The 24,509-nt window shown below is 41.5% G+C and carries 10 protein-coding genes and 2 tRNA genes; 9 read left to right on the forward strand and 3 right to left on the reverse strand.

Going from position 1 to position 24,509, the window contains the following annotated elements; all coding sequences use genetic code 11:
- Positions 1 to 23: 23 nt before the first annotated feature.
- Positions 24 to 2,633 (reverse strand): ATP-dependent chaperone ClpB, encoded by a 2,610-nt coding sequence (clpB, locus tag WC222_05185; protein MFA6915771.1) that lies wholly within the window; start codon positions 2,631 to 2,633, stop codon positions 24 to 26.
- A 147-nt stretch (positions 2,634 to 2,780) separates the two neighbouring features.
- Between clpB and WC222_05190 the strand changes: the two genes are divergently transcribed.
- The 3 genes from WC222_05190 (at position 2,781) to WC222_05200 (ending at position 7,666) form a co-directional block, all read left to right on the forward strand.
- Positions 2,781 to 2,853: transfer RNA gene (locus WC222_05190), tRNA-Met, on the forward strand.
- A 17-nt stretch (positions 2,854 to 2,870) separates the two neighbouring features.
- Positions 2,871 to 2,943 (forward strand) — tRNA-Met (locus tag WC222_05195).
- Between the two features lie 298 nt (positions 2,944 to 3,241).
- Positions 3,242 to 7,666, forward strand: a complete 4,425-nt coding sequence (locus WC222_05200) for a DnaJ domain-containing protein (GenBank protein MFA6915772.1) — start codon at positions 3,242 to 3,244, stop codon at positions 7,664 to 7,666.
- A 442-nt stretch (positions 7,667 to 8,108) separates the two neighbouring features.
- On the opposite strand, the gene WC222_05205 is transcribed toward WC222_05200, so the two are convergent.
- On the reverse strand, positions 8,109 to 8,744 hold the full coding sequence (locus WC222_05205) for a hypothetical protein (protein ID MFA6915773.1): 636 nt from the start codon (positions 8,742 to 8,744) through the stop codon (positions 8,109 to 8,111).
- A 215-nt stretch (positions 8,745 to 8,959) separates the two neighbouring features.
- Here WC222_05205 and WC222_05210 point away from each other — a divergent pair, with 215 nt between their 5' ends.
- The 6 genes from WC222_05210 (at position 8,960) to WC222_05235 (ending at position 15,832) form a co-directional block, all read left to right on the forward strand.
- Positions 8,960 to 10,342: an L-serine ammonia-lyase gene (locus tag WC222_05210; GenBank protein MFA6915774.1), complete on the forward strand. Its 1,383-nt coding sequence runs from the start codon at positions 8,960 to 8,962 to the stop codon at positions 10,340 to 10,342.
- Positions 10,343 to 10,346: 4 nt separating this feature from the next.
- Positions 10,347 to 11,165: an alpha/beta fold hydrolase gene (locus tag WC222_05215; GenBank protein MFA6915775.1), complete on the forward strand. Its 819-nt coding sequence runs from the start codon at positions 10,347 to 10,349 to the stop codon at positions 11,163 to 11,165.
- A gap of 200 nt (positions 11,166 to 11,365) precedes the next feature.
- Positions 11,366 to 13,039, forward strand: a complete 1,674-nt coding sequence (locus tag WC222_05220) for a diphosphate--fructose-6-phosphate 1-phosphotransferase (GenBank protein ID MFA6915776.1) — start codon at positions 11,366 to 11,368, stop codon at positions 13,037 to 13,039.
- Positions 13,040 to 13,132: 93 nt separating this feature from the next.
- Positions 13,133 to 13,903: a hypothetical protein gene (locus tag WC222_05225; protein MFA6915777.1), complete on the forward strand. Its 771-nt coding sequence runs from the start codon at positions 13,133 to 13,135 to the stop codon at positions 13,901 to 13,903.
- Positions 13,904 to 14,228: 325 nt separating this feature from the next.
- Positions 14,229 to 15,062, forward strand: a complete 834-nt coding sequence (locus WC222_05230; GenBank protein ID MFA6915778.1) for a hypothetical protein — start codon at positions 14,229 to 14,231, stop codon at positions 15,060 to 15,062.
- Positions 15,059 to 15,832 carry a hypothetical protein gene (locus tag WC222_05235; GenBank protein MFA6915779.1) on the forward strand — a complete coding sequence of 258 codons (774 nt, stop codon included), beginning with the start codon at positions 15,059 to 15,061 and terminating at the stop codon, positions 15,830 to 15,832. The genes WC222_05230 and WC222_05235 overlap by 4 nt, the downstream gene beginning before the upstream one ends.
- A 61-nt stretch (positions 15,833 to 15,893) precedes the next feature.
- Here WC222_05235 and WC222_05240 read toward each other — a convergent pair whose 3' ends face one another.
- The gene (locus WC222_05240; protein MFA6915780.1) at positions 15,894 to 24,413 is read right to left on the reverse strand and encodes a DUF3638 domain-containing protein; all 8,520 of its coding nucleotides are present in this window, start codon (positions 24,411 to 24,413) and stop codon (positions 15,894 to 15,896) included.
- Between the last annotated feature and the right edge of the window lie 96 nt (positions 24,414 to 24,509).

Below are 24,509 nucleotides of genomic sequence, written 5' to 3' on the forward strand. Positions count from 1 at the left end.
CGAGGGCCCCTTATACTCCTTTTCTACCTAATGGCTTCTTGGCGTAGTTTATATGAGATTTTGCTGTCTTTGAGGATGAGCTCCAAATCGCATTCCGGTGGTATAACACCTTCGAGTAGGGCTTTAGAAAGCATGTTCGTGACATCAGTTTGGATAAGACGTTTGAGGGGCCTTGCTCCGTAGTAGGGATCGTATCCCTCCTTTGCGAGATGCGCACGGACGGCTTCGTCCCAGTGAAGAGTGATATCTTTATCTGCCAGACGCTTTTTGATAAGGTCGAGTTGGATATCCACAATTTTCTCCATATCGGATTCTTTGAGCGGCAGGAAGGGGAGGATGTCATCTAGACGGTTTAGGAATTCCGGCCGGAAGTGAGTTCTAAGAATAGGTTCTAAGACGGAAAGGATTTCTTCCTTAGTGATCTTTTTACCCTTGCTCTTTTCCAGCTTCTCCATGAGCTTATCGGATCCGATATTGGAAGTCATGATGAAGATAGCGTTTTTACAGTTGACAGTTCTACCTTTGCTATCAGTGATACGTCCATCATCGAAGACTTGCAATAGGATGTTGAATACATCGTGGTGGGCTTTCTCTACTTCGTCAAGGAGGACAACAGCATAAGGTCTTCTTCGAAGGGCTTCTGTCAGCTGACCGCCTTCTTCATAGCCGACATAGCCAGGAGGGGAGCCGATCAATTTAGAGACGCTGTGCTTCTCCATATATTCAGACATGTCCATACGGATCATGGCATCTTCTTGGTCGAACAACGTAACCGCAAGCGCTTTGCACAACTCCGTTTTACCTACACCGGTAGGGCCAAGGAATAGGAAGGATCCGATAGGACGATTAGGATCGCTAAGTCCTGTACGCGAACGACGGATAGCTTCTGCAATAGCTGTGACAGCAAATTCCTGTCCGACAACGCGCTTGCTTAAGTCGTCTTCGAGATGAAGAAGTTTCTGCGCCTCGCCTTCCAGCATCCTATGTACCGGAACGCCGGTCCATTTGGAAACAATATGCGCGACTAAGTTTTCATCCACTTCTTCTTGAAGGAGGCGATGTGTTTTTTTCTTGAGGTTCTCTTCGATCTGTTCAATTTCTTTCTGGAGTCCGGGAATGGTGTTGTAGCGTATTTCCGCAACTTTATTGTAGTCAGCCTTTCTCTCCGCCTCTTCCTCTTGGAAACGCAATCTTTCGAGCTGGTCTTTTTTCTGTTTTACAGCGGTGATAAGCTCTTTCTCTCCTTCCCATTGCTGTTTAAGCTTGGCCAACTCTTCTTTGATTTGGGCTATCTTTGCCTCTAATTTTTCGCTTTCAACTTTTGAGGTGGGAGTGTTCTCACGGCGCAAGGCCTCCTGTTCAACGATCAATGAGGCTAGCTCTCTCTCTTTGGTGTCAATAGGCAGGGGACGGCTGCCAATCTGCATACGTATCAAGCTTGCCGCCTCATCGATAAGGTCGATCGCTTTATCGGGCAGCTGTCGATCAGTGATGTATCTGTTAGATAGGAAGACTGCAGCGTGGAGTGCGGACTCTGTAATGCGCACGCCATGATAGATCTCATACTTTTCTTTGAGGCCGCGCAGAATGCCAATAGCTTCTTCTAAAGAGGGCTCTTCAACTAACACAGGCTGGAAGCGTCTTTCTAAGGCGGGGTCTTTCTCAATATACTTTTTGTATTCGTTCAGCGTGGTAGCACCAATGCAATGCAGCGTTCCTCTGGCCAGGGCGGGCTTTAGCAAATTCGCCGCATCCATCGCTCCTTCAGATGCGCCTGCACCTACTAAAGTGTGGACTTCATCGATGAACAGGATGATTTTACCTTCGCTCTTCTCTATTTCATGCAAAATTGATTTTAAACGCTCTTCAAATTCGCCACGGTATTTTGTTCCGGCGATTAAGCTACCCATATCCAAGGCTAAAAGCTGCTTGTTTTTTAAGGATTCGGGAACGTCATCTTGGAAAATGCGCAATGCCAGTCCTTCTGCGATTGCTGTTTTACCTACTCCAGGCTCACCGATAAGCATAGGATTGTTTTTTGTACGACGGCTCAATACTTGCATTGTACGTCGAATTTCTTCATCACGTCCTATGACCGGATCTAGTTTACCTTCTTGCGCTAACTTCGTAAGGTTTTTGGTATACTTTTCCAGGGCCTGGAGGTTGCCTTCAGCGTTAGGGGAATCCATATGTCTATCTCCTCGGATCTTTTTAATCGTACTTTCAAGTTTCTCAAATGTAATGCGGGTGTTTTTCTTCCAGGATGCAAAAGGTTCTCCTGCGAGTTTCCAGAAGGCTAAAAGGAAATGATCGCTGCCTGTATATGTGTCGCCCCACTTCTTCGCAATCGCTTGCGCTTCGTTGACGATGCCTTGTAGACCGCGCGAGGGCTGTGGTTCTCCCCCTGTCCCCGCAAAAGTCGGCAGTCGTTTTAATTCATTCTCGACAGCTTCTATTAAGGGGAGTGGCTCTGCACCGGAATTCTCTATAAGTGAATTAAAGTACCCCTCAGACTCTTCTAAAAAGCCTAGAAGCAAGTGGTTTTCGGTAACCTCGGTGTTTTTATTTGCCTGCGCCTCAGAAAAAGCTTTCTGAATCGCTTGTCCTGCCGATTCTGTGAAGTTCTGTGCCATGATAATCCTCCAAAAGAAATCATATTATTCTTTAGTTGGCTCTCTGTCAATAGCGTAAGAAGGCTATTTTCGAAAAATAAAACATACCGCTTGTGTTAATATACAGGGAAATATATAGTTATGTACATCGTTCGAATGAATGTGTGACGCGGGGTGGAGCAGGGGTTAGCTCGTTGGGCTCATAACCCAAAGGTCGGAGGTTCGAATCCTTCCCCCGCTATTTTCTTTCAAGAGTACGGCGGTATAGCTCAGTTGGTAGAGCAACGGAATCATAATCCGTGTGTCGTCGGTTCAAGCCCGGCTGCCGCTAATCTTACTAGTCTTTCGTTAAATTTCTCAATACTTCTCTTGTAACCTTTCTTAGAAATCCTCTCTAGAAATAATTTTCTATTATTCAAGATATTGCCATTAAACTATGACGACTACGGAAATTCCCATGCAGCAAGATGAAAGTATCAAAGAATTTGATACTGAAGACTAACCGAATATAATTACAATTTTTTATTATTCTGAGTAAGTTTTGGATAGAATAAACATTTCATAAATTTCATTGATTGTTTAAGAAGTTTTCCATAAATTATACTCTTTTATAATACGGAATTAATTAAATGTCTGTTAATAACTCTCTTGGATTTAATCTTAACGCAAGATCTTTCGTTCCTGCAACCACCTCAAAAGTTCCGGAAGTAGAATTCAACCCTGAATATACTGCGCAGAAGACATATTCAGAACTGGGAAGCCGTCTCTCTTTCTCGATGATAGGCACAAAAGTTTTACGTGTTTACCCATGTACTGTAGGCGGAGAGCATCTTTGGACATTTGTTCCTCCTTCTTTGTTCCTTGATGATATTCGAAATTCATCCCTGATTTTCTCTCGTTTTGTGGATAGAAAACCTCTTTTTATAGTGAATGGAAAAGAAACCTTTTTTTTACCCGAATTTAATGATGCCAATTGGATCACAGAAGAGGATTTTCTAAACCACCGCGAAAAAATACGCGAAAAGACTGCTCCACGTTTACATGGGGCTAATCCGTCAAATTCCCACCAAGAAGTGATCTCTGCAGGAAAAGTGAATGCCCGGTCGCTCACCCCCCAAGATAAAGGTAAAAAGTTTGTCCGTATCACGCCCATGGTTGATGAAGCCGTATGCGAATATTATTGGGATTTTGTGCCGAAAGACAATGAAACGCCTCAGGAGTTGCAGAATAGGATCCCTTTTCTAACAGCTCTGACGGATGAGACAATGACTTTCTCTTTACATAGGCAAGACGAAGAATACCCCATAGAATGTAATGAGGCTGTATGGATAACTATTAATGAATACTTTGCTTATAAAAAAGAACATGGTCCTGCTGCAGACGCTCCTAAATGGGGAGCTCACCCCGTCAAATTGCAGCTCATTGTTTCGGATGAGAAATTTCCACTTTTATCAGAGGCTGATATAGGGAAGATTTTTGTACGCAGCTACCCCCATTACGACCAAAAAAATCATGCGTATCAATGGTGTTACATCTGTGAGCCTAAAACTCTGGATGTACGCAAGCTCGCTTTAGTATTAAGAAAGATAACATCTACAGACTTAATCTTTTCCTACTTTAAAGAGGGTAATGCTTCTGAACAGGGGTTCCGTATGGATACCAAATGGAATGATGGGTATTGGACACCTGTGGATACCTATTGCGAAAAACAAGGTTTCAGCTTTTTCGAAAATGATCCAGCATTTATGCATCTACCCGGATACGTTTTTCGCAGATCTTTTAAAGAGCTGGAAGGCGAGAAAATCTCGGATGATTTGATAGGAAAAAAACTCGTTCGACTGCATCCTTATTTAAGTAAGACAACGTACAAATGGAAATATATTCCCAAAGAAGCAACTCCAAAAGCTGTCGTGGACGCAGCTGTAGAGTTATCTAAGAAAGATGGAAAGTATTTTGTGGGGAAGTATTCCCGTCCCTGCAACGATAATTACTGGATGGAGCTGAACCAATTTTTCAAAAAACTCAATTTAACTTATGTTTACGAACCTGTGGACGGGCATCATCCTACAAACCCCGAATGGAAAGTATTTCCTGAGTTAGGCGAGCCCCTATCAGAAAAGCATATCAATAAAAGAGTTGTCCGCGTCTATCCTTACCTTGAGAAGGAAAAATTCCAATGGGATATCATCCCTCGTCTATTAACCATTAACGCGCTAATTGATGTCAGCGCATACGTAAGAAGCAGTAATAAATTATTTTTAGATAAGTATAATTACCTAACGCCAAATGTATTGAAAGACAGCTACTGGATAGAAATTAACGAGTTTATTTCTAAATTAGATTTGCCTTATGAATCTGCTCCTGTAGACGGACGTCATCCCGTCAATAAAACCAGAGTTTATACGGAGTGGGGAGAAAAACTCTCAGCTAAACATATCGGCCGTAACGTCCTTCGTGTCTATCCTTACAAGGAAGAGAAAAACATGCGAGATGTGCAAATAAGACGTTATAATTGGCAGTTTATTCCAAATAAAGAGACCTACGATGAAGTAGAAAGTGCAAGTTATGAAATCGACGAATTCAAGGGCAGACTGCATCATAATTATTTTTCAAATTACTTTTCCAGAAACAATGATCTTAGACCCTTTGAAGAAGATAGTTTTTGGATGAGTTCTGATGAGTTTATGGAAAAATTGAATATTCCTTTCCCTTACGGCCCTGTCGATGGACACCACCCCGAACGCCCCCAACAGAAAGTTTATCCGGAGTGGGGTGAAAAACTCTCTGAAAAGCATATAGGCCAGCATATGGTACGGGTATATCCTTCACGTGATATGAGATACATCTGGGACTATATCCCCCTTAAAGCTAAACGTAAGCACATCAATTGTCTAAAACTACACCGCACAAAAGAGGGACAATATTATTTAGGGCGTAATGAGTCCAAAAGAGCGGTAGAAGACTCCTACTGGCTTACGGCAAAGGAATTCGCAGAAAAACTTAATATTCCTTTACGTAATGCACCTGTGAATGGATCCGACCCCGCTCGTCCTGAAAGAAAAGTATATCCGGAATTGGGTCGCATATTAAATAAGGACCATATTGGAAAGATGGTCAAACGTGTTTATCCATTTCACCGGAAATTGTCCTACTGGTGGGATTATATCCCTATGAGCGGCTCCGAAGAAAACGTAAAAGACTCTCTGCTCAGACCTTTGACGATACTCTCAGAAATCAAGGATGACGGATCCTTAGTCATAAAACAAAGTGAAGGATCATTTTCACTAAGTAAAAAATGGAATGATGGAAATTGGGCGTTGGCAGAAGATATCTTTGCTCATGCTGTAAGCAAGCGTTTTCTACCGGAACCTCCTGCCATATCTTTATCTGTCTATCCTCAACAGAAGGCTTCTGCATTATTAGGTCAAAAACTTAAGGAGGTCTATGTTAAAGAGGCGAAGTTCATCCGTTCATACCCCAACATAGAAATGACCGACCAAGCCTCCCAGTGGAGATTTATTCCTGAAAAACTCACCCTCAAGGCAGTTTTAAAAGCCGCAGAGGAAGTTGAACAATTTTTTAAAGAAAAAGATGTGAAGGCATGGAGTGGTTTCAACCTGCCTGAGATATGGAATGATACACATTGGATCACTGTAGACAAATACTGCGAACATTATGGCATCGAGAAAAAAGAAACCCTTAGAAAAACCATAAAAGAATGGTTTAATAAGATTAAGAAGCATTGCGCAACATATCTTTACTCAGAAAATTATATATATCAAGAAATGCCCACACCAAAACCAGAAACAACCTCTGCCACGGATAGTTCAAAAAAGAAAGATCCAAAAGATCCTTATGAAATTTTAGGAGTACCGCGTACGGAACAGGATTTTGCCGTATTCAAAATGGCATATCGAAAACTTTCACGAAAATACCATCCGGATAAAAACAAGGATCCTATTACACACGAAAAATTCAAAACGCTTAAACCTGCGCTAGAAACTATTAGAAAAAATCTATTAGGTAAGACGGGATTCTTTATGTTTGATCCCAACCTTACATTGGAAGAAACTTTTAAGCTGGCAAAGGAATATTATGACAGTCTTGTAGGAAAAAAACGCTTAATCGAACTTTCCCATCATAAAGAAACCTTGTCCCAATGGAATAACTTTTTGTTGGAGTATCAAAAATGTTTGGATCTTCCTTCAGAAGACAAGCTTTTAAAACTCTTTGTCAAACGACAATCTATGTTCATTCAGGAGGAATATGATTTTTACAATGTGTTGGTCTTGCTTAAAGAATTGAACTACCCTACAAAATGGATGACGAAGGATGAAGGGCATGCGTTATTACTGACCAATAGGGAAAAAATATATGCGCTCTACCAGGAATGGGTTCAGAAGGGAATAAGTGGTTTCAAAACATATGAGCTCGCTAATGTTCACATCTCCGTTTATTTATACGTCATCGACAGTTACATCGCTTGCACAAGGCAACTTGTGGATTTATCTGTAATGGAAGGGGATAAAGCCCAAGCTTTTGATCTACGAGAAAAACTGAGTGAATGGATTGATAGCGCTCGCAAAGAGTTGGAGCAAATGCTCTCGCGTGCCTATAAGAATACCAGGGAGTTTGATCTTTTAGTTTTATTCCATAATGATAAACCAAATTTTACTGTTCCCGATTTCGGAGTACCTCAAGAAGAGAGTGCTTCTACTGAAAATAAAGAAGAAAATAGCTCTGTAGATAACGATTCTGATTCAGAAGAATTATTAGAAATTGATTCCGGAGAGATGCCGCATATAAAAAGTGCGCCAACAGACCCTATGCTCACTTTAGAGTATACGGAGGAATGGGAAAGGAATAAAGAGGCTGCTACTGAAGAGACAAGTGCGGTTCAAGATTCTAATGCTGCCCCTGTGGACAATACTGAAACGGAGATTGAGCTTAAGAAGAAAGGTAAAAAACCGACACTAAGCAAAAATATAAAACAGAACTTAAAACACTTAGACGTACATGTAAAATGGCTAGGGTTTTATATAAGCATGTCCTAGTATAGAAGTGCGGAGACTTGTCTCCGTTTTCCCTGTCCTCGACTTGTCGAGGACACTTAATCTTTTGAATAACATTGTGTAAGATGCCCTCGACAAGTCGAGGGCAATGAAAGCGGCGACAAGTCCTTGCGGTTCTACATAACTTTCTATTGAATAATTTTAAGGATTACTCTCCATTACTCATACGTAACTGCGAAGCAGTATTTTGCCACGAAGTGGCTACATTAGTGATTCATTCTAGCCTAATCTTAAATCTGCCGCCACTTTGTGGCTTGATTCTAGGGGTACCCTTTCCATGCGTTTTTCGCTTCGCTCATTCACACATGGCTAACATCATGTAGCCACTTCGTGGCAAAATACTGCTTCGCAGTCAGTAAATATAAGAAAATTGTCAATAGAAAGTTATGTAGAACTCCTATACTAAGAGATAGTTTTGCTAAAATTAATATAATACAGGCTTAACACGTGCGTAAACAGCTTCACGTTGCGTGCCATTGATGATGTAAAAGGAATCAAAGTGGGTCTCATCAAAATTCGCTCCTATACAAACAGTATTGCCCGAGGAGAAATAACCTAGTTTTTCTTTAAGCATCCAAACAGATCCGTCATTAAGGGTCAGTTTTTTAGCGGAAGGTGTCGGTCTTTTATTTTTAGGTGTTGTTGCATCAGGCGCTTCGGTGTTCTCATAGATTTTCTCACAGGCGACAACATATTTAGGTTGCGACGCATGTCTTGCTAACATCACGCGAATTTTTTCGCCATTGTTGTGGTTGACGAGTTCGAATTTATGCTCTCGTTTGAAGAAGTACCAGGTTGGTCGGACACCTACATGCACCCAATCGCCTGGAACGAAACGGTTTAGTTTTTGGCTGTCTTCAGGGTGAGTCTTCCAAGCAGATCCGTCACTCAATACGATGGTTGCATCACCTGCAAATTGGTTATAGCGATCGCCCTCATAGGTATAAAAGGTGGAGACCCGCTGCATGATCGCAGGATAAGACTCTAATCGCGCTTTAGCGGAAAGGACGGTAACAAATGTCATGCAAAGCATTAAGGCTAAACAGATTTTACGTAACATACTTAAACTCTCGTTGTTTTTTTGTTTCCAGAAGTTCACTTTTCAAGAAGTTTAAGAGATTAAATTAAATGTTGTATTAAGAAAAATAAAATAAGAAATAAAATTAAAGAAAGGCCTTCGCTTGAACTGTTGAAAGAGACTTTGACATTATACCCTATGCACCTTACGATAGTAGGTCAATTTTAAACTTATAATATTATTAGCGGAGTTTCTTTATGGCTATTAGTGTATTTGACCTTTATTCGATCGGAATAGGTCCGTCTAGCTCGCATACTGTAGGACCCATGCGCGCAGCTCGTCGTTTTGCACTAGAGCTCAATGACTTAAAACTTTTGTCCGAAACGGGGCGTATTAAAACAGAACTTTATGGATCACTGGCGCTCACAGGGAAAGGTCATAATACCGACATCGCAATATTATTGGGATTAAGTGGTTACACTCCCGAAGGTGTGAATCCCGATGCTGTCCCGGAAATTACATCTTCCATTCGTAACAACCGTAAACTCAGTATACTTCTGAAACATGAAATGACGTTCAATGAAGCGGACGACTTATTATTTCATGGAGACAAACTATTACCTTACCATCCCAATGGGATGCGATTCAGCGCGTTTGACATAAATGGCAAGTTGCTCCTTGAAAAAGTTTTTTATTCTGTCGGCGGGGGATTTATTGTAGATCATTCCGAAGCTGCGAGAGATGACACGCTCGGCGACCATCATCACCCTTTACCCCATCCATTTGCCACAGCCGAAGCCATGCTGGATCACTGTCGTACCCATAACTTTTCTATAAAGGAGCTTATGCTCCGCAATGAACTGACCTGGAGAACTCAAGAAGAAATCCATGCAGGGATTTTAAGAATTTGGGAAGTGATGTGTTTCTGTACAGAAAGGGGATGCCATCAAGAAGGAATTCTTCCCGGCGGATTAAATGTCCGTCGCCGTGCAGCAAAACTTTGGCAAAGCCTGGAGCAACGCAAAAAAGAAGGCAAAGAATCCCCTGCGGAAGTTATGGAATGGGTAAGTCTTTGGGCTTTAGCGGTTAATGAAGAAAATGCCGCCAGTGGCAGAGTCGTCACTGCCCCTACAAATGGTTCAGCGGGGGTTATACCGGCCGTACTACACTATCTTGTAAAATATTATCCCGAGATCGACGAAGAAGGAATCATTACCTTCTTCCTAGTTTCAGGCGCCATAGGCATTCTCTATAAAGAAGGGGCTTCTATCTCTGCTGCTGAAATGGGCTGTATGGGTGAAGTCGGCGTAGCGTGTTCGATGGCCGCTGCCGGATTAACCGCCGCTCTCGGCGGTACGAATGAGCAGATAGAAAATGCTGCCGAAATCGGAATGGAACATAATTTAGGGTTAACTTGCGATCCCATCCTAGGCCTTGTCCAAATTCCGTGCATCGAAAGAAATACAATGGGAGCGGTAAAAGCTATCAATGCAGCATTATTAGCTCTTGCAGGGGATGGGTTACATCGTGTATCTCTAGATCAAGTAATAGCAACAATGCGGCAGACCGGCAAAGACATGAAGAGCATCTATAAAGAGACTTCTCAAGGCGGCCTTGCTGTCAACGTACCCGAGTGTTAAAACCATGGAAACAGAAATCAAGCGTGATGTGATCAGGGTAGACGAACGTCATCCCATACAATTCAAAGTCGGCCATCAGAACCTTTTTGGGATGATGCATATGCCTTTGATAGGACAGAAAGTTCCTGCCGTACTTATCTGCCATGGTTTGGGCGGAGATAAAAATGGCCGCTACCGCGCCTATGTCATCCTTGCCCGTATGTTAGCAGAGAACGGCATCGCCTGCATGCGCTTTGATTATCGCGGCTGCGGTGACAGTGAAGGGGAATTTAGCCAAGTCACATTAAGCTCCCAAGTTGAAGATGCTATTGCGGCCTCTCACTTCTTGCAACACTATCCCGGCATTGACAACACGCGTTTGGGGATTTTTGGGCGTTCTTTCGGAGGGCTTATAGCCGTTCATGCTGCAGCAAAGACGAAAGCATTTTGCAGTATAGGACTTTGGTCTGCAGTGTTTAATGGCGAACCATGGCGCGAAATCTGGGAACAGGCGCAAATGGGGACATTGCCTCAAGAACACTACAATGCAGCTATGACTGTTAACGGTCATATTGTGGACGTACAACTATGGAAAGAGCTGTTCATGTCCGATACTTCAGGCTCATTAGGACATCTTCATGATATTCCTCTGCTTCATATTCACGGCGAAAAAGACGGCCGTGTCAGCGTAAGCCAAGCGGACGAGTATCACAAAATTCGCGAAGCTGCCCAAGCACCGAATCATTTTCTCCGTCTCAAAGAAAGTGATCATGATTTCAGCAATATCTGGGAAAGGGAAGAAGCTTTTGAATCTACCCTAGATTGGTTCAGGCAGACACTATAGATAATAATAGTTTACTGACTGCTTCGCAGTCAGTAAACGTAAGAAGGTTATCAATAGAAAGTTATGCAAAATTGCAAGGACTTGCCGCCGTTTGAATTTCCAAACAAAAAGTTCTACATCAGGTAATTTTCTTGCTAGAGAAAATATGCCGACATATGAAATGTTAGGAGTTTTTGAAAAACTTTCTATTATGGATGGCCATGTCAGTGCATTCCTCTTGCAGCCCTTTACAACTCCAGCGTCAGCAATATCAGCCTAAGCTACCCTCCATCTTGGAGCATTTAAGGCAAGTCGGCGGCCATTTCAAAGCCCTTGACGGTAATGAAGCCGATCCTTCGATTTTAAGTCTTTTCCCCCAGACCAAGGATCAGGATGAAATTGTATTCTCTATTCAGTCTGGCTTACCGGCCCATACGCCCAAGAGGGTAGGGGTGCTTTTCTCCGGAGGACAAGCGTCCGGAGGGCATAATGTGATCACCGGCCTTTTTGATGCTTTAGTTAATCTGCATCACGAAAGCCGCCTTTTTGGATTTCTAGGGGGGCCTTCCGGTCTGATTTCTGATCAGCATGTTGAAATCACACACGACCTTGTCCAAAAGTACCGCAATCAAGGCGGCTTTGATATGATCGGTTCAGGCAGGACTAAAATAGAAACGTCAGCTCAATATGAGGCAGCCCTTTATACTGCAGAGCACCTAAAGTTAGATGCTATCGTTATCATAGGGGGAGATGATTCTAATACGAATGCGGCGTTACTTGCAGAATTCATTAAATCTAAAGGCCGCAATATCTGTGTTATTGGCGTCCCAAAAACGATAGATGGCGACCTGAAAAATGAGCATATCGAAATTTCGTTTGGCTTCGATACGGCAAGCAAAACCTTTGCCGATATCATCGGTAATATTGCACGTGATGCCCTCTCGGCAAAAAAATACTATCACTTTATACGGTTAATGGGGCGCTCTGCCTCTCACATCGCTTTGGAATGCGCACTGCAGACTCATCCTAATTATGTTGTGATTGCGGAGGAAGTATTGGAAAAAGCTAAAACACTGCAAAATATTACGGATGAAATCTGCGATGTCATCAGCCGGCGCGCTGCAGCAGGGAAAAACTACGGCATTATCTTGCTGCCGGAGGGGATTATAGAATTCATTCCGGAATTCCGTTTACTCATCAATGAACTTAATACCGTTTTAGCACCGGATAAACCGCACGCTCTAGCGCTGGATGCAGCAACTGATAAAAAGGCTCTTTTATCTACATTGCTTTCTGACGCATCCAATCAGTGTTTTAAATCAATACCGCAGGCCATTCAAGAGCAGCTATTAATGGACCGTGATCCGCACGGTAATGTGCAGGTATCTAAGATTGAGACGGAGAAATTATTTATTACAGCCGTTGAAAAAGAGCTGGAAGAACGGAAACAGAAGGGTCTTTTTCAAGGAAAGTTCAGCGCTCAGGGGCACTTTTTGGGATATGAAGGACGTAGTTGCTACCCTTCAAATTTTGATTCCCAATATTGTAATGCCCTAGGTTACGTAGCGGCGCTGCTAATTCAGATGAGAGCTACGGGGTATATTGCCACAGTAAGTCGGCTTGCAGAAGCCGTAGACGAATGGCAGTGCGGGGGGATTCCTCTTGTGAAGATGATGGCAATGGAAGAAAGGCACGGAAAACAAAAGCCGGTCATAAAAAAAGCTTTGGTAGACCTTAATAATGCTCCGTTTAAAACGTTAGCAAAATTACGTGACAGCTGGGTACAGGAAGATAAATATTGTTTTCCGGGACCTATACAATTTGCGGGGTTGCCTGCTTTGACGGAGGGGCGTACTTTTACTCTATTGTTGGAGAGCTCAAAAAATTTACAATAGTTATCCTTGTTATATATCATAGTTGTTGTTGAGTTTACTTTTTTATAAATAAAAACTATTGTATGATTCTGTTTTTATATTATATATAAGTTTATGCGTACAATTATTTTACCCGATAACGAAGCTGCTAATGTTCATGTGCATGAGAAGCATTACAATTCTTCAAAGCAACCTTCGGTTTCTTTTTCCGGACGTGAATATGAAATTATTCGCTATGAGAAGCAATGCAAAAGCCCTTTGAATAATATTTTCAAGGCGTTTCTATGGACTCTCATTTCTTTTGGCTTTGGGCTTTTATCCGAAAACATACGCCATAAATGGGACAAGGGATTAACAGGAAAGAATGTTAAATTAGTGTATATTCCTCAGCCTTCATTAAGCTGGGACGGCAAGTTTCTATGTAATCGTGATGACAATGATGCAGAGTTTGATACTAGCATGCAGAAAGCCGTAAAGCGCAGTACAAAATGCGCCTTCGAGCGCATCAACATAGCGAGTTACAGGAAAAATTCTGGTCAGGTCAACGCGCTTTTTGCCATCGACGGAACTATTAGAGAACATGATGTCTTGGACAATGGCCGCATTAGAATGGATTTCATGAAGTTTGCTCGCGGTAAATGCATCACTTTTATCGCTCCTCATGATAGTAACCGAATGCTTTATTGGAATAGCATTGTAATAAAAAGTCGTCTTAACAAAGATAACAAAGATAAGAGCCTACTAATAGGCCACTACTTAGATACTTATCAACATGTTTTGCATGTGATGACCGCATCTGAAATTAGTTATGTTAAATCTAAATCTTATTTACCCCCTCATCTAATTGCTTTGATCAGAGAAGGGAATATCGATAGAAACGTTTAAGCGGTTGCTAAGCATGGATTGCTAATGAATTCTAGTTTCATGCAGAACTTTTAAAGCTTCACTCAATTCCACATACCTATACCTAACTATGAAGCAGTACTTTACAGCGGTAATTATGCTAATGAGGCATTATAACCCCTTCGTAAGTTCTGCCGCCACTCTTATGGCTTGATTCTTGAGGTACCCCTTTCCCTACGTTCATTCGCTTTGCACACTCTTATATCCAAATAGCAACTCTTGTATGATTTTCAGTAGCGACTTGCATAAATATTCACTATCAGTTAATATTTATGCATATCTACAAAATACAAAATTTAGGTGATGTATGACTATAGGTAAAGTCATAGGTTCAAATTGTACTGTGTCATTTCTGAATGAATATGCATATGAAGTGCATATCCATTTTAAACTTCAAAATCAAAGCAGCTCTGAGCAAGTTTTTGTCTTTAAAGAAGAACAAAAGCCCTCATCAGGAGCCGTTGTTGATGTTTTTACCAAAAATGCTGTGTGCCATAAAAGCTTAGTGAAAAAGATCTTCACAAGAAAAGAAGTTCAAGAAGCGACTGATGTTGTAAAGCAATTTCAGGCCTCTCAGGTGGAAGGAACCAAAGTTGCGGTTTTTGATCTTCAAAATCCGATAACCCGTTATTTACCAGCCGGAGAGATTGCTGATTGCGAAAATGTAGTACAAACCTTTTTCACTCAGAAATATCTTTTGGCAGGGCATCCTAAAAAAGTTCATGAGCTATTTCAAAGAGAGCTTAAAGTGGATTATTTGCTTTGTGAAGGGAGCTTAAAAACTGATATTCTTATGCAAGGCGGTTTGGAAGACCATCAAATAACATACTTAAATTCTTCCGAAGGTGCCCTAGGCTTTTGTGGCTTTACGGAATATTTCATGCATGGTCTTAAATTAGGCCACACCATTACAACACCCTCAAAGAACACTCTAGAAGGATCGAAATATTTTAAAGCAATCGGTACAGAAGAAGCTTATAAACCCAGGCAAAGCAGCACGGTATTTTATCCCTTTCAATACAGGGATATGTATTCCGTCACCGGAAAATATGCTAAGTCCCTCGCCGATAGTTTCACTGTTTCTGGCAGATATTATGAATCTACTAAGATATCTATCCTTAACACCGCGTTGAAAGTATGAAGTATTATCTAGCCGAGGCTAATCAAAACACGTTTATTTTGTACGATTTTCTAGATAAACAGAGCGTAGATCAGAAACTCCTTAATGAGGTGCAAAAAGCCCTCCTTTTTGAAAATAGGGATGATGCTTTATTGCTCGTCAATGGTAGTGAAAAAAAGGGCGCCTTCATTGCGCAGATGCTTGTACTAGGACAAGATGGGCAATTAGGGGAGTTTTGCGGTAACGGCGCGCGTGCTTGCGGAGCTTATCTATTTGACAACTATCCCCATGCAAAACAGCATTATCTCATCACTCCATACGGGCTGCATCCCTTGCAAAAGTATGATGAAGATGTCTATTCCATTAACCTGCCTGCGGCATCTTTTGAAATAGATTCGAAGTTTATTGCAGATCCCCAAACTTTTAGGTCTAAATATCCCTGGATCTTTGTGAATATGATTGAGCCCCATTTAACTCTTGAAGGTGAAATGAGCGATCAAGAACTATATAAGCAGGGACGAGAATTGAATACGCAGAGAGATCTATTTCCCCTCGGTATCAATTTAAATGTTTGGCAAATTCAAAGAGATGGAACACTCTTTGTAAAAACTTTTGAGAGGGGAGTGCAACGCCTTACGAGATCGTGCGGGACAGGTTCTTTATCGTGCGCTTCTATTTACAAATCTCAGGGGCATGTAAGAGTTATTACGCCCGGGGGACCTTTAGATATATGCCTGGGTGTATCGGGGATTGAGCTTAAAGGGTCAGGATATTATTCAAAGCAAGAGTAGACTTCTTTCGAAATTCGCTTTGGGTGTGAAAAGAAAAAGGAGGCGTTTACGCCTCCTTTTTTTACTTAAGACCATTAAATAGATCTAACAGATCAATTTTGTCGTTTTTACTGCAGTGCCTTGCGCAATATTTTCTAAAATTATCGATCAATACCTGCTTATTAGGTTGAACATTCATCCATTGTGTGATGATCGCCTTATCCTCCATGTTAAGCGGAGCAAATCCGAAGACAAGCTTACTCATGGCAATATGTCTTTTATATGGCTCAATACAGTTTTTGGGTACATCATATGCTGTAATATCCAACTTGCTAAAGAGGTGGTAATTCACAAAGGATTCCAGAGGTTGACTAAATTGTCCCGTCACCCTTTTCTTTGCATGGTCAGCATATTTTGCATCGCTAGCATTTCCGAGAAGAGCGCCTGTTTTACCGTGTTCCTCCGCAAAAAGATAGACAGCGGGATAATAGATTTGAATGGATTCAATTTCTCCAGTCATCCAATTACCTGTTAAATCAGGAAATTGTGAATGAAATCTATGCATATCCATAGTAGGGGATAGCCTTAAACCTGTTCCGGGATATACTTCGGGGTTAGCAAAGTTTGCCTCAAAGGCATCAATATCCCTTTCATCACCATACCATGGATTTAAATCGATAAGAAATTGTTGTAGTCGTGAGGGATTATAAGGACGATTATCCCCAAATCTTGAAAGAGCCCTGCCACGGCGTAAATCTTGTTCAAAAGCAGTTTCCGTATCGTTCGCTTGCTCAGAATCGATTGCAAGTTCTTGCTCTACTTGGATATCGACGTCGGCTTCCACTTCGCCTGTAACTTCCGATTCTACTTCGACAACCACGACGTTCTGATCATGTTCACTTCCTCTAACTTCGTCCAGGAGATATTTTGCGTTAAGAATGAGATTCTTTTTCTCAAGACGCTTGATGACTTCGCTAAGGAAAGTCTGCTGTACGGGATGAGTTAAGGTTTCTTTCAATTTTTCAAGTCTTCCTATTTCTTCTAAATTCAGGGCTTCAACAGCACTATGTCCACTCTGCTTTTGCCTTGGGGCGGCACGTCTTTCCAGAGCTTGTGATGATGGGCTGATGAACCATTGCGGATGGATTTCTCGTGCTTTCGTTAAGAGCTCAAAATACTCCTCTTCAGAAGCCATTTCAAGGAGAGCTTGAACCGTGCGTATCCCTGCTACAGCTATTTCTTGGGTGTTAAGAATATAGTTAAGTTTCTTTTGGTTGGCAGCTTCTTCTTCCGCAAATAGGATAAGGTATTTGGCTGCGCGAGATAGCCCTTTAAGGTCTTCTCTCCCAAGTTTGTGTTGGAAGCCCGAGTCTTGGATATATCTAAACCGAGAGCCTTTGCCATATGCGCGGTCTCGCATGATCGCCTGAGTAAAGGTTGTGACATCGGTATCGGAGGAGATGGAAATGACATTTTCCTTTTGCGACGGAAGGATGAAGTTAGTTCCTCTCGTGTCTTTTTTGGGAAATAGGGTATTGGTGGTATTTAGGTCGACGAGGCCAATATCCTTTTCTTGCTTGCCGTCGTTGCCTTGGATGATCACATCATCGCCCTCTCCCTGGAAGCGTGCTTTACGATCTTTGGGGAGGTGCGCTGCAAGCTTAGTGGCAATGCTTTCATTGCTTAAACCTTCGAAGAAAGGAGCTGCGTCTACATAGGCGCTTCCGGGATTTAAACGTGCTGCCAGATATTCTTCAAAAGGGATGGAATAGTCATAGGTCTCCACTTGCGTTTCAGGATTTGACATTTCCTGAATGAATGTTACATAGACATGGCCTGCGGCGCCTTTTTGTCTATACATGTCAGCGTGGAGATTGACTTTATGCGGCATAGCGCGGGCGCTTTCTGTGTTACCGGAAGATCCCCAAAGTTCGCGCATATAGTGCGAGGCGTAGGCAGCGTGGCCATCAATCCGGCCGGTGCTATAGAAATATTCCTCAAAGTTGATATCCACCATGAAATCGATGATCCATTCCAGGTTGCCATTGATTGTTTGCTGGATAGCCGGAAAGTGCGAAGGTTCAACTTCACTTAGGCTAATGCCAAAATGAGCTTTAAATTTCACTCCTGTAGGTGTGTCATTAATAGTTCCACCTTCCATTAGAAGAATTTCATTTTGGCTTTTTTGCTTCATGAAGTTGACATAAGTTTTTATTGCTTGGAGGGCGACCCCTTTACGCATGTAATCGACACATGTATCCCAAACAGTCAGTTCGATAGAGGAGTTTTCTCCTTTCTCATTACACTTACCGGCATAGAGGCACGGTTTTGTGCGGATGCCATCTTCAGATCTCCAGAATTTCACACCTGAAACACGGTCGAAGCTTGTGCCGATGGTTTGCGTGATCATGACTTGGTAGCTCATGATTTCGGCATGTTTAGCATGTGTTTTGAGATGGCTATGGAAGTAGTCGATCACATTTTTTTCGGTACTGCCGACGAGGTAGCTTTTTAAGAGCTCTTCATTAAGATCTCCGCAGTTTAGCTGTTCGATAGCGACGGATGCGAAGAGGTTAAGGAGGTCCGATCTTTCCTGTTCGGTCATTGCTTTAGTGTGCTTGGTGCTGTAGTAGATTCTGAAGGTTTCAAAGCGCGGATCTGTTTTCACATGACGCATCAAAATGAGTGCCGGATTATAAATATCCTCGCTGAGTTTGATTTTACCTTCACCAAAGTTATGGTAATGGTGTGGGTTGCCGACTTGATCCAGCTCATCGCTCCCGAAGACCGCTCTTTCTCGGTAGAGGGCAAGCAGCTTCTCCAATGACTTGATGAGTCCGATGGCTTCCTTATCATCACTCTTTAACCTTAAAAGTCTGAGAGTCTTTGAGTGCAGCATGCTGACGAATGTATGGAGGGTCTGGTCCATCCTTCCGCCATCACGGATAATTTGCAGGACTTTCCTATGCTCATTTAAGATGGTCAACTTATCGATCTTCACGTCGCGGGAGAAAGTATTGAGGTAGGCTTCATCACCAAATGCATTGGCAGTAGTTTCTTTAAGTAATCTATGGTGTGCTTGTACAAGGGCCTGGTCGGTTAATACACCTGACAGGTTATAGCCATCCGCATGAATTTTGGCGATAATGTTTCTTATAACTGTGGTTTTTCCGCTACCCCATTTCTCTTGTTTAAAGGAGCTAGGGTTATTGATCATCTCCGCAATGTGGACAAACTGATTTTCGGTAAGGATTATCCCTAGCTCAGTTTCAATGAGAAGGATAGCCTTTGCAAAAGGGAATGTGTCTGGATTATAGGGGGATCTGGCTGCTAAAAGCTGTCCTAACTTAGCCAATTCCTCCGTTTTAGAAGGATTGCTTTGACACTTGTCCACAAGCTTCAATATTTTCTGAATTTGTAGGTTTTCTCTACAAAGCTTGAGGTAGTGGTGATAGCTTTGTTTTAACTCAGGAATTTGCTTGTTATCGATAAATCCTTTTTCCACAAGATTTTGCCATTCACTCTCTTGTATTGATTGTTTTCCTTTTCGGAAAAGATCCTCTGCAATAGGCGAAACCTCTTTAAGGTCTTGCATTGTTGCTGATTCTTTCATGTCCAGCTGGAAGTTGGCAATGATGTGCTGCTTCAGTTTTGATAGATTAGCTTCAATTTTCTGTTTAGCATCTGTAAATTGCTGCCTTATCTCTTTCCAATCAGACTGTGCATTAAATTCTAAAGGAACTTGTTTCTGGGTAGCAGATTGGTGGATTTCCATGTCCACGATCTCATCATCAATGATCTCCTTAGCATAAGAGTCTTTCCCTTCAAAGTAAGTTTTCAGTTCTGTAATCACTGAATCTACTTCCTCAAACTTTGCTGCTGAAGCCGCACCTTTCACAAGCCATTTTGATGGGTTAACAAAGGTGTATACAGGATGACTTCCCGCTGCGCATTCTTCAGAGGTTAACTTTTTCTCAACGGGTTGCGGCTTAACTGCTTGGGACAGTGACTCGATCTCTTGACTTAACGCGTACTCTAGGATCTTTGCTTTCTTTTTAGGCTCATCCCCTAAACTCGAGATAAAATCTATATCGGATGCAGTCATAAACTTTTTATACTCAAGATCTCCTAAGCGCAGAGCATAGAAGCGTAAACGTTCATTCAAAAAGGCCTGGGGAATCTGAAGTTGACGGTGCACCTTATTTTGTTTTGAGAGGTACTCTCCAGAAAGTTGAAAAAGTTTTTTGATTTTGAATTCAGCTGCAAGTAAAGAGTTCAACGTATGAAACCCTTTGTCCTCTAATTGTAGCGAGCACATCTGTATCGCTAACTTTAATGCGATAGCATTAGGGTGTTTATCTTCCCATCGCTCTATCCAGTTTAAGATTTCCAAACTTTGTGAATCTATCGTCTGCATCCGTAAGAAGCCCTCGCTCAGTGCGTGACTTGCCTCCACATAGCGGCCTTGGGCTAAATAAACGTATGACAGATATAAGTAATCGCTTGGAGTTGATCCACTAAGCCCTTTTTCTGCATCGATGGTAAATACATGCGCTTTAGATTTTGCTTCGCTGTCTAAAGGAATGAGTTTACGCGAGTATTTCCCCCCCGCACAGATAAACTCGTTATGGGGAATGATCATCTTAGAAGGGGAGTCAGAATGTTTTAGGAGTAAATAACGGTCAAAGTCGGAACGGAATACCGTATGCCCTTCTCGTACAGAGCTCATTGAGTATTGGTTCATCGCTTTATAGTGGCGATCTACGCTGTCTGCGCTGGTTGAATACCCTTCGAATTCATAGCAGTCCCACACTTTTAAACGTGTGTTCCATTGGAAGGTCAGCCCCAAATGCATGTCATAAGCCACTTCCACCTGGTCTTTACTGCCGAAGAAAATAAGATTGCTCTTATCACAAATACGTAAAAGAAGAGAAAGTTTGTCGTTTGAAGCATTTAAGATGACATTCTTAGGTAGATCAGAGAGGAAGTGTTGCTCTACAGAAACGATTTCCATTTGTGTGTTGACATGAGCAGAGTAACGCACCTCACCCTTGGTTCCTAAGAAAAGAAGCTCTTTTTTATCCGAGGAAATATAGCAAGGGCAGCCTTTGACATCTTTGGGTAGGCATTCCTTAAATTGCTCCTCAGCATTAGGAATGAGCGCATATTTTCCGGAAATTCCTTGTGGATTTTTATAGTGAATTTCAATGAATGGCTGGTTTGCTTTTGAAAAAGGCAACCATATCTCTACACCTTCTAATTTCAGGTAGAGAAAAGTTTTTTCCTCGGAGCGTGCGAAAGAGAAGACATGTTTCTTCTTCAATAATTCCGCAGGAATAAGGCCCTTGAGAAATTTGTGATGTTGTGTGGGGATATATTGATTTAACTGAGCTTGGCGGACAATGTCAGCACTACGGAGGTTGAGCTTGATTTCGCCTGATTGTATTAAGAATCCCTCTTCTTCGAAAATCCAATCGCGGGGATTATTCTTTTTCATAAAGCAGTAGGAGATGATCTCGTCAACAAGACTTGGGTTTTTCTTGCATTCTGTAAGCATTTCCTTAGCAAAGCTGTCGATCAAGCGACCTATCTGGGGTTTATCTTCCGCATACTTCTCCGCACTTCTATAGGAAAAAGCAAAATAGGCCTTAAAGATAAATGTCCGATCATCCAGTGTTCTGGAGCGGGAGGGATTGAGAGACTCGATGTATAAATAATCGCGGAGTTGTTTTAATGAATCGTTTGATAACGCATGAGTGGCTATCGAAGCTTCACATGTCTGACGAAGATGTCTTAAGTGGCTATTATTTTCAAATGCAAGGAGTTTGCTCTGTTCCTCTTTAAGCGAGCGAATCAATTTTGCCAGCTCTTCTTTTGCTGCTGGAAACTTATATAAATTTTTTTCAATGGCAATACGCAGAGGCTGGGCTTTTTGTTCAAACTCATCTGCTGATTTTGTTAATTCCCCAGACACTTTATAACTATATAAAACTTTTTGCAATTGAGAAGCTTGATGAGTGATGTGGTGATCTCTACAATAGATGATATCTAGAGGGGCATGGAATTTGTAAAGAGAGTATTGGAGTTTATTCGCCTCATCAAAAGTTTCCACTGCAAGAGCACAGGCTTTGAGATTAAACTCACCTTCAGAAAATACTTTTTTTGACTGTTCGAGTCCAAATTTTAACCTTTCTTCACATGCATCGATTCGAGACGGCTCTTCATTTTCTAAAGTAGCAATAATTTTTCCTAGGAGCTCTTTCGTCATACTGACAAATTCTGCCCAACCTTCTATAGGAAATGCCCCTTTTTTTTGATGCTGATCTAATTCTTGAAGGTGATGTACAAGCTCTGGAATATGTTCTGGATGCTCGTAATAATATGTGAATGCTCCGGCGTAGCCCCCCTGAGAGAAGAAAAGATAAAACATCCTCATCAATTGAGGGTCATTCAATGCTGTCGGATGTGCTGAAAATAAAAGTAAATTCATCCGTGGACGATCATTGTCCGTTTGCGCCAGCTGAAGCTTATAACTAAAATCTTTAGATTGTTCAGGAAAACTAAAATTGTCATCTAATAAGATGTCGTGTGTAGGATTATTACCGGTGAATTGACGTTGACCATTCGCGTAGGATGATAGGCTTGATTCTGTCACTCTACACCGGTACTCATTGCTAAGGATGGGAGCGCCTTGAGTTTTATAGTTCGAAAAAGCTCCTTCAGTCATACTGTCGGAATTGAGATTATAAAAATCCACATCACGTAGATAAAGGCCCAGTGGTTGAACGATATAAGAGCTTTCTGAATCACTCCAAACAAGTTCTATCTCCTGTGTAAGTCCTTTAAGGAGCTTTCTAATTTTTTTTGAATTCTCTTGTAGTTCAATACGAGTTGTAGAAGTAACATCACTGCTTTTAATTGTCGGTTTTTTGATATGCAGTATCTTATTTTCTTCTATGACCATTTTTAGATAAAGAAACGATTCAGCCGCCTCAAAAACATAGGAAGGACGTTGATTAGATGATTTTATTCGAATATCTCCAAAATCAGCGCCCCATCCGCTTGTGTCATAATTTCGAATCCGGTTTGCTAAGAAATAGACTTCACTTCCATGATTTTCAAATGAAAGATATGAATCTATAAAATGAGGGATGAAGGTTCCTGTAAAATAGGGTACATAGCCAGTGCCTCTGTCTTTTTGAAAGCGAGCAATAGCGTGAAGTTGCATTTCAAGTAATCTTAATGTGCTGACGATATGGCCGGCAGGAAAAGGATGCCGCTGCAATTTGTAATGATTTTGAACAAGTGTCGCTACAAAATATTTGAGATGTTTGACCCAATCCTGCGTTTCCTCTTCCGAAAATTGGTTGATCATCCCTTTGATAAAATCCACTTCATCAAATGAATCCATCATTATAATGAGGTCTCTATCCAGCTGTTCAAGTTGATTATTTTGTTTAAGGGTTTCAATATGTCGTTCCCACGATTGCAGCTGTTCAACAACCTGCTCTCTGGTTTTTTCGATAAATGTTACCTTAGAAGGTGTATGAAAGATCTGAATTTCAGTTGCTTTTCCTGTGGATACAACTTCTTGCATGGGGGGTCTTTCAGTGACATTTACCAAAGGTTTAACAGGGGGAGGAGGAGTATCTTGAACTTTAAGCTCTTCTACGATGGCTAAGGGTGGAAATTTCAGAAGACTTTGACTAACAAATTCTTTTACTCCGGCATCACCTAGCTTCTCAGCCTTCTTTTGAAGATGCGTTAAACACCCGATGACCCATTGATTTAATGCGGGAGTGGGTTTGAGTTTGTCGATGAAACCTATGAAATTTTTTAGCTGAACTGCCTCGAATCTGAGGGATAAAGTAGGATAATTATCACCGTGTATTTTTTTTAACAGTTGCTTAAAAGCTTCATACGATGGGGTACTTTGAGGACCGCTTTTAGGTTTTTCAACAGGCGTTTCTGTAGCTTTACTGCCGTTAAAACAAGATTCATAAGTAATGTCATCCCTTTTCTCATAAAGGTAGATATGGCCTTCACTATTGACATACACACTACGGCCCGGGTGATCCACAATCTTAGGGTCAAATAGCTCTAAAATCCCACTAACGATCTCATCATTATCCTCTTGTACATGATAGAACCGCTTCCATTGCGTTACGAGAGCATCCATCTGTATTGATTTTTCACAGGGCAAATTCGCTCTAGCAGAAGAGTTTTTTGCAAAAAGCATTGTGGGCAATGAGCCGTATTTGAAAAGCTCAATTTTTTGGATGAGCGTTTGGATGTGGGCATTATGTAGACCTTTCGTCGCAAGATCAAATGTTAGGAGGAAAGTAGTTATCTCCTCTAAATTCGATTTGGTGGGGCAGCTTTTAATATCAATGTCAAAAAAGGTATCTAGAATTTGGTGATCTAAAGCATTTAAAACGTTCGCAGCCTTAATATTTTCAAATGAATACAGTCCTACTTTTGAAAGAATGTGGTGAAATAGCCGGGTATACCAAGGATCTTTACTAATTAGTTTGAAATTTGTATCAACCCAGTTAGAATTATTTTTAATAGCTCTAGAAAGATTAGAAAAGTCAATAGACATTAAGTACCTGTTTTTAATAAATATAAAAACTATTTATACTTATTTTTTGATTTAAAATCAAGATGTTATATTCAATTGATATGGGTGGTTTAGTTG

The organism is Parachlamydiales bacterium, assembly GCA_041671045.1.
In the GTDB taxonomy this organism is placed as follows: domain Bacteria; phylum Chlamydiota; class Chlamydiia; order Chlamydiales; family JABDDJ01; genus JABDDJ01.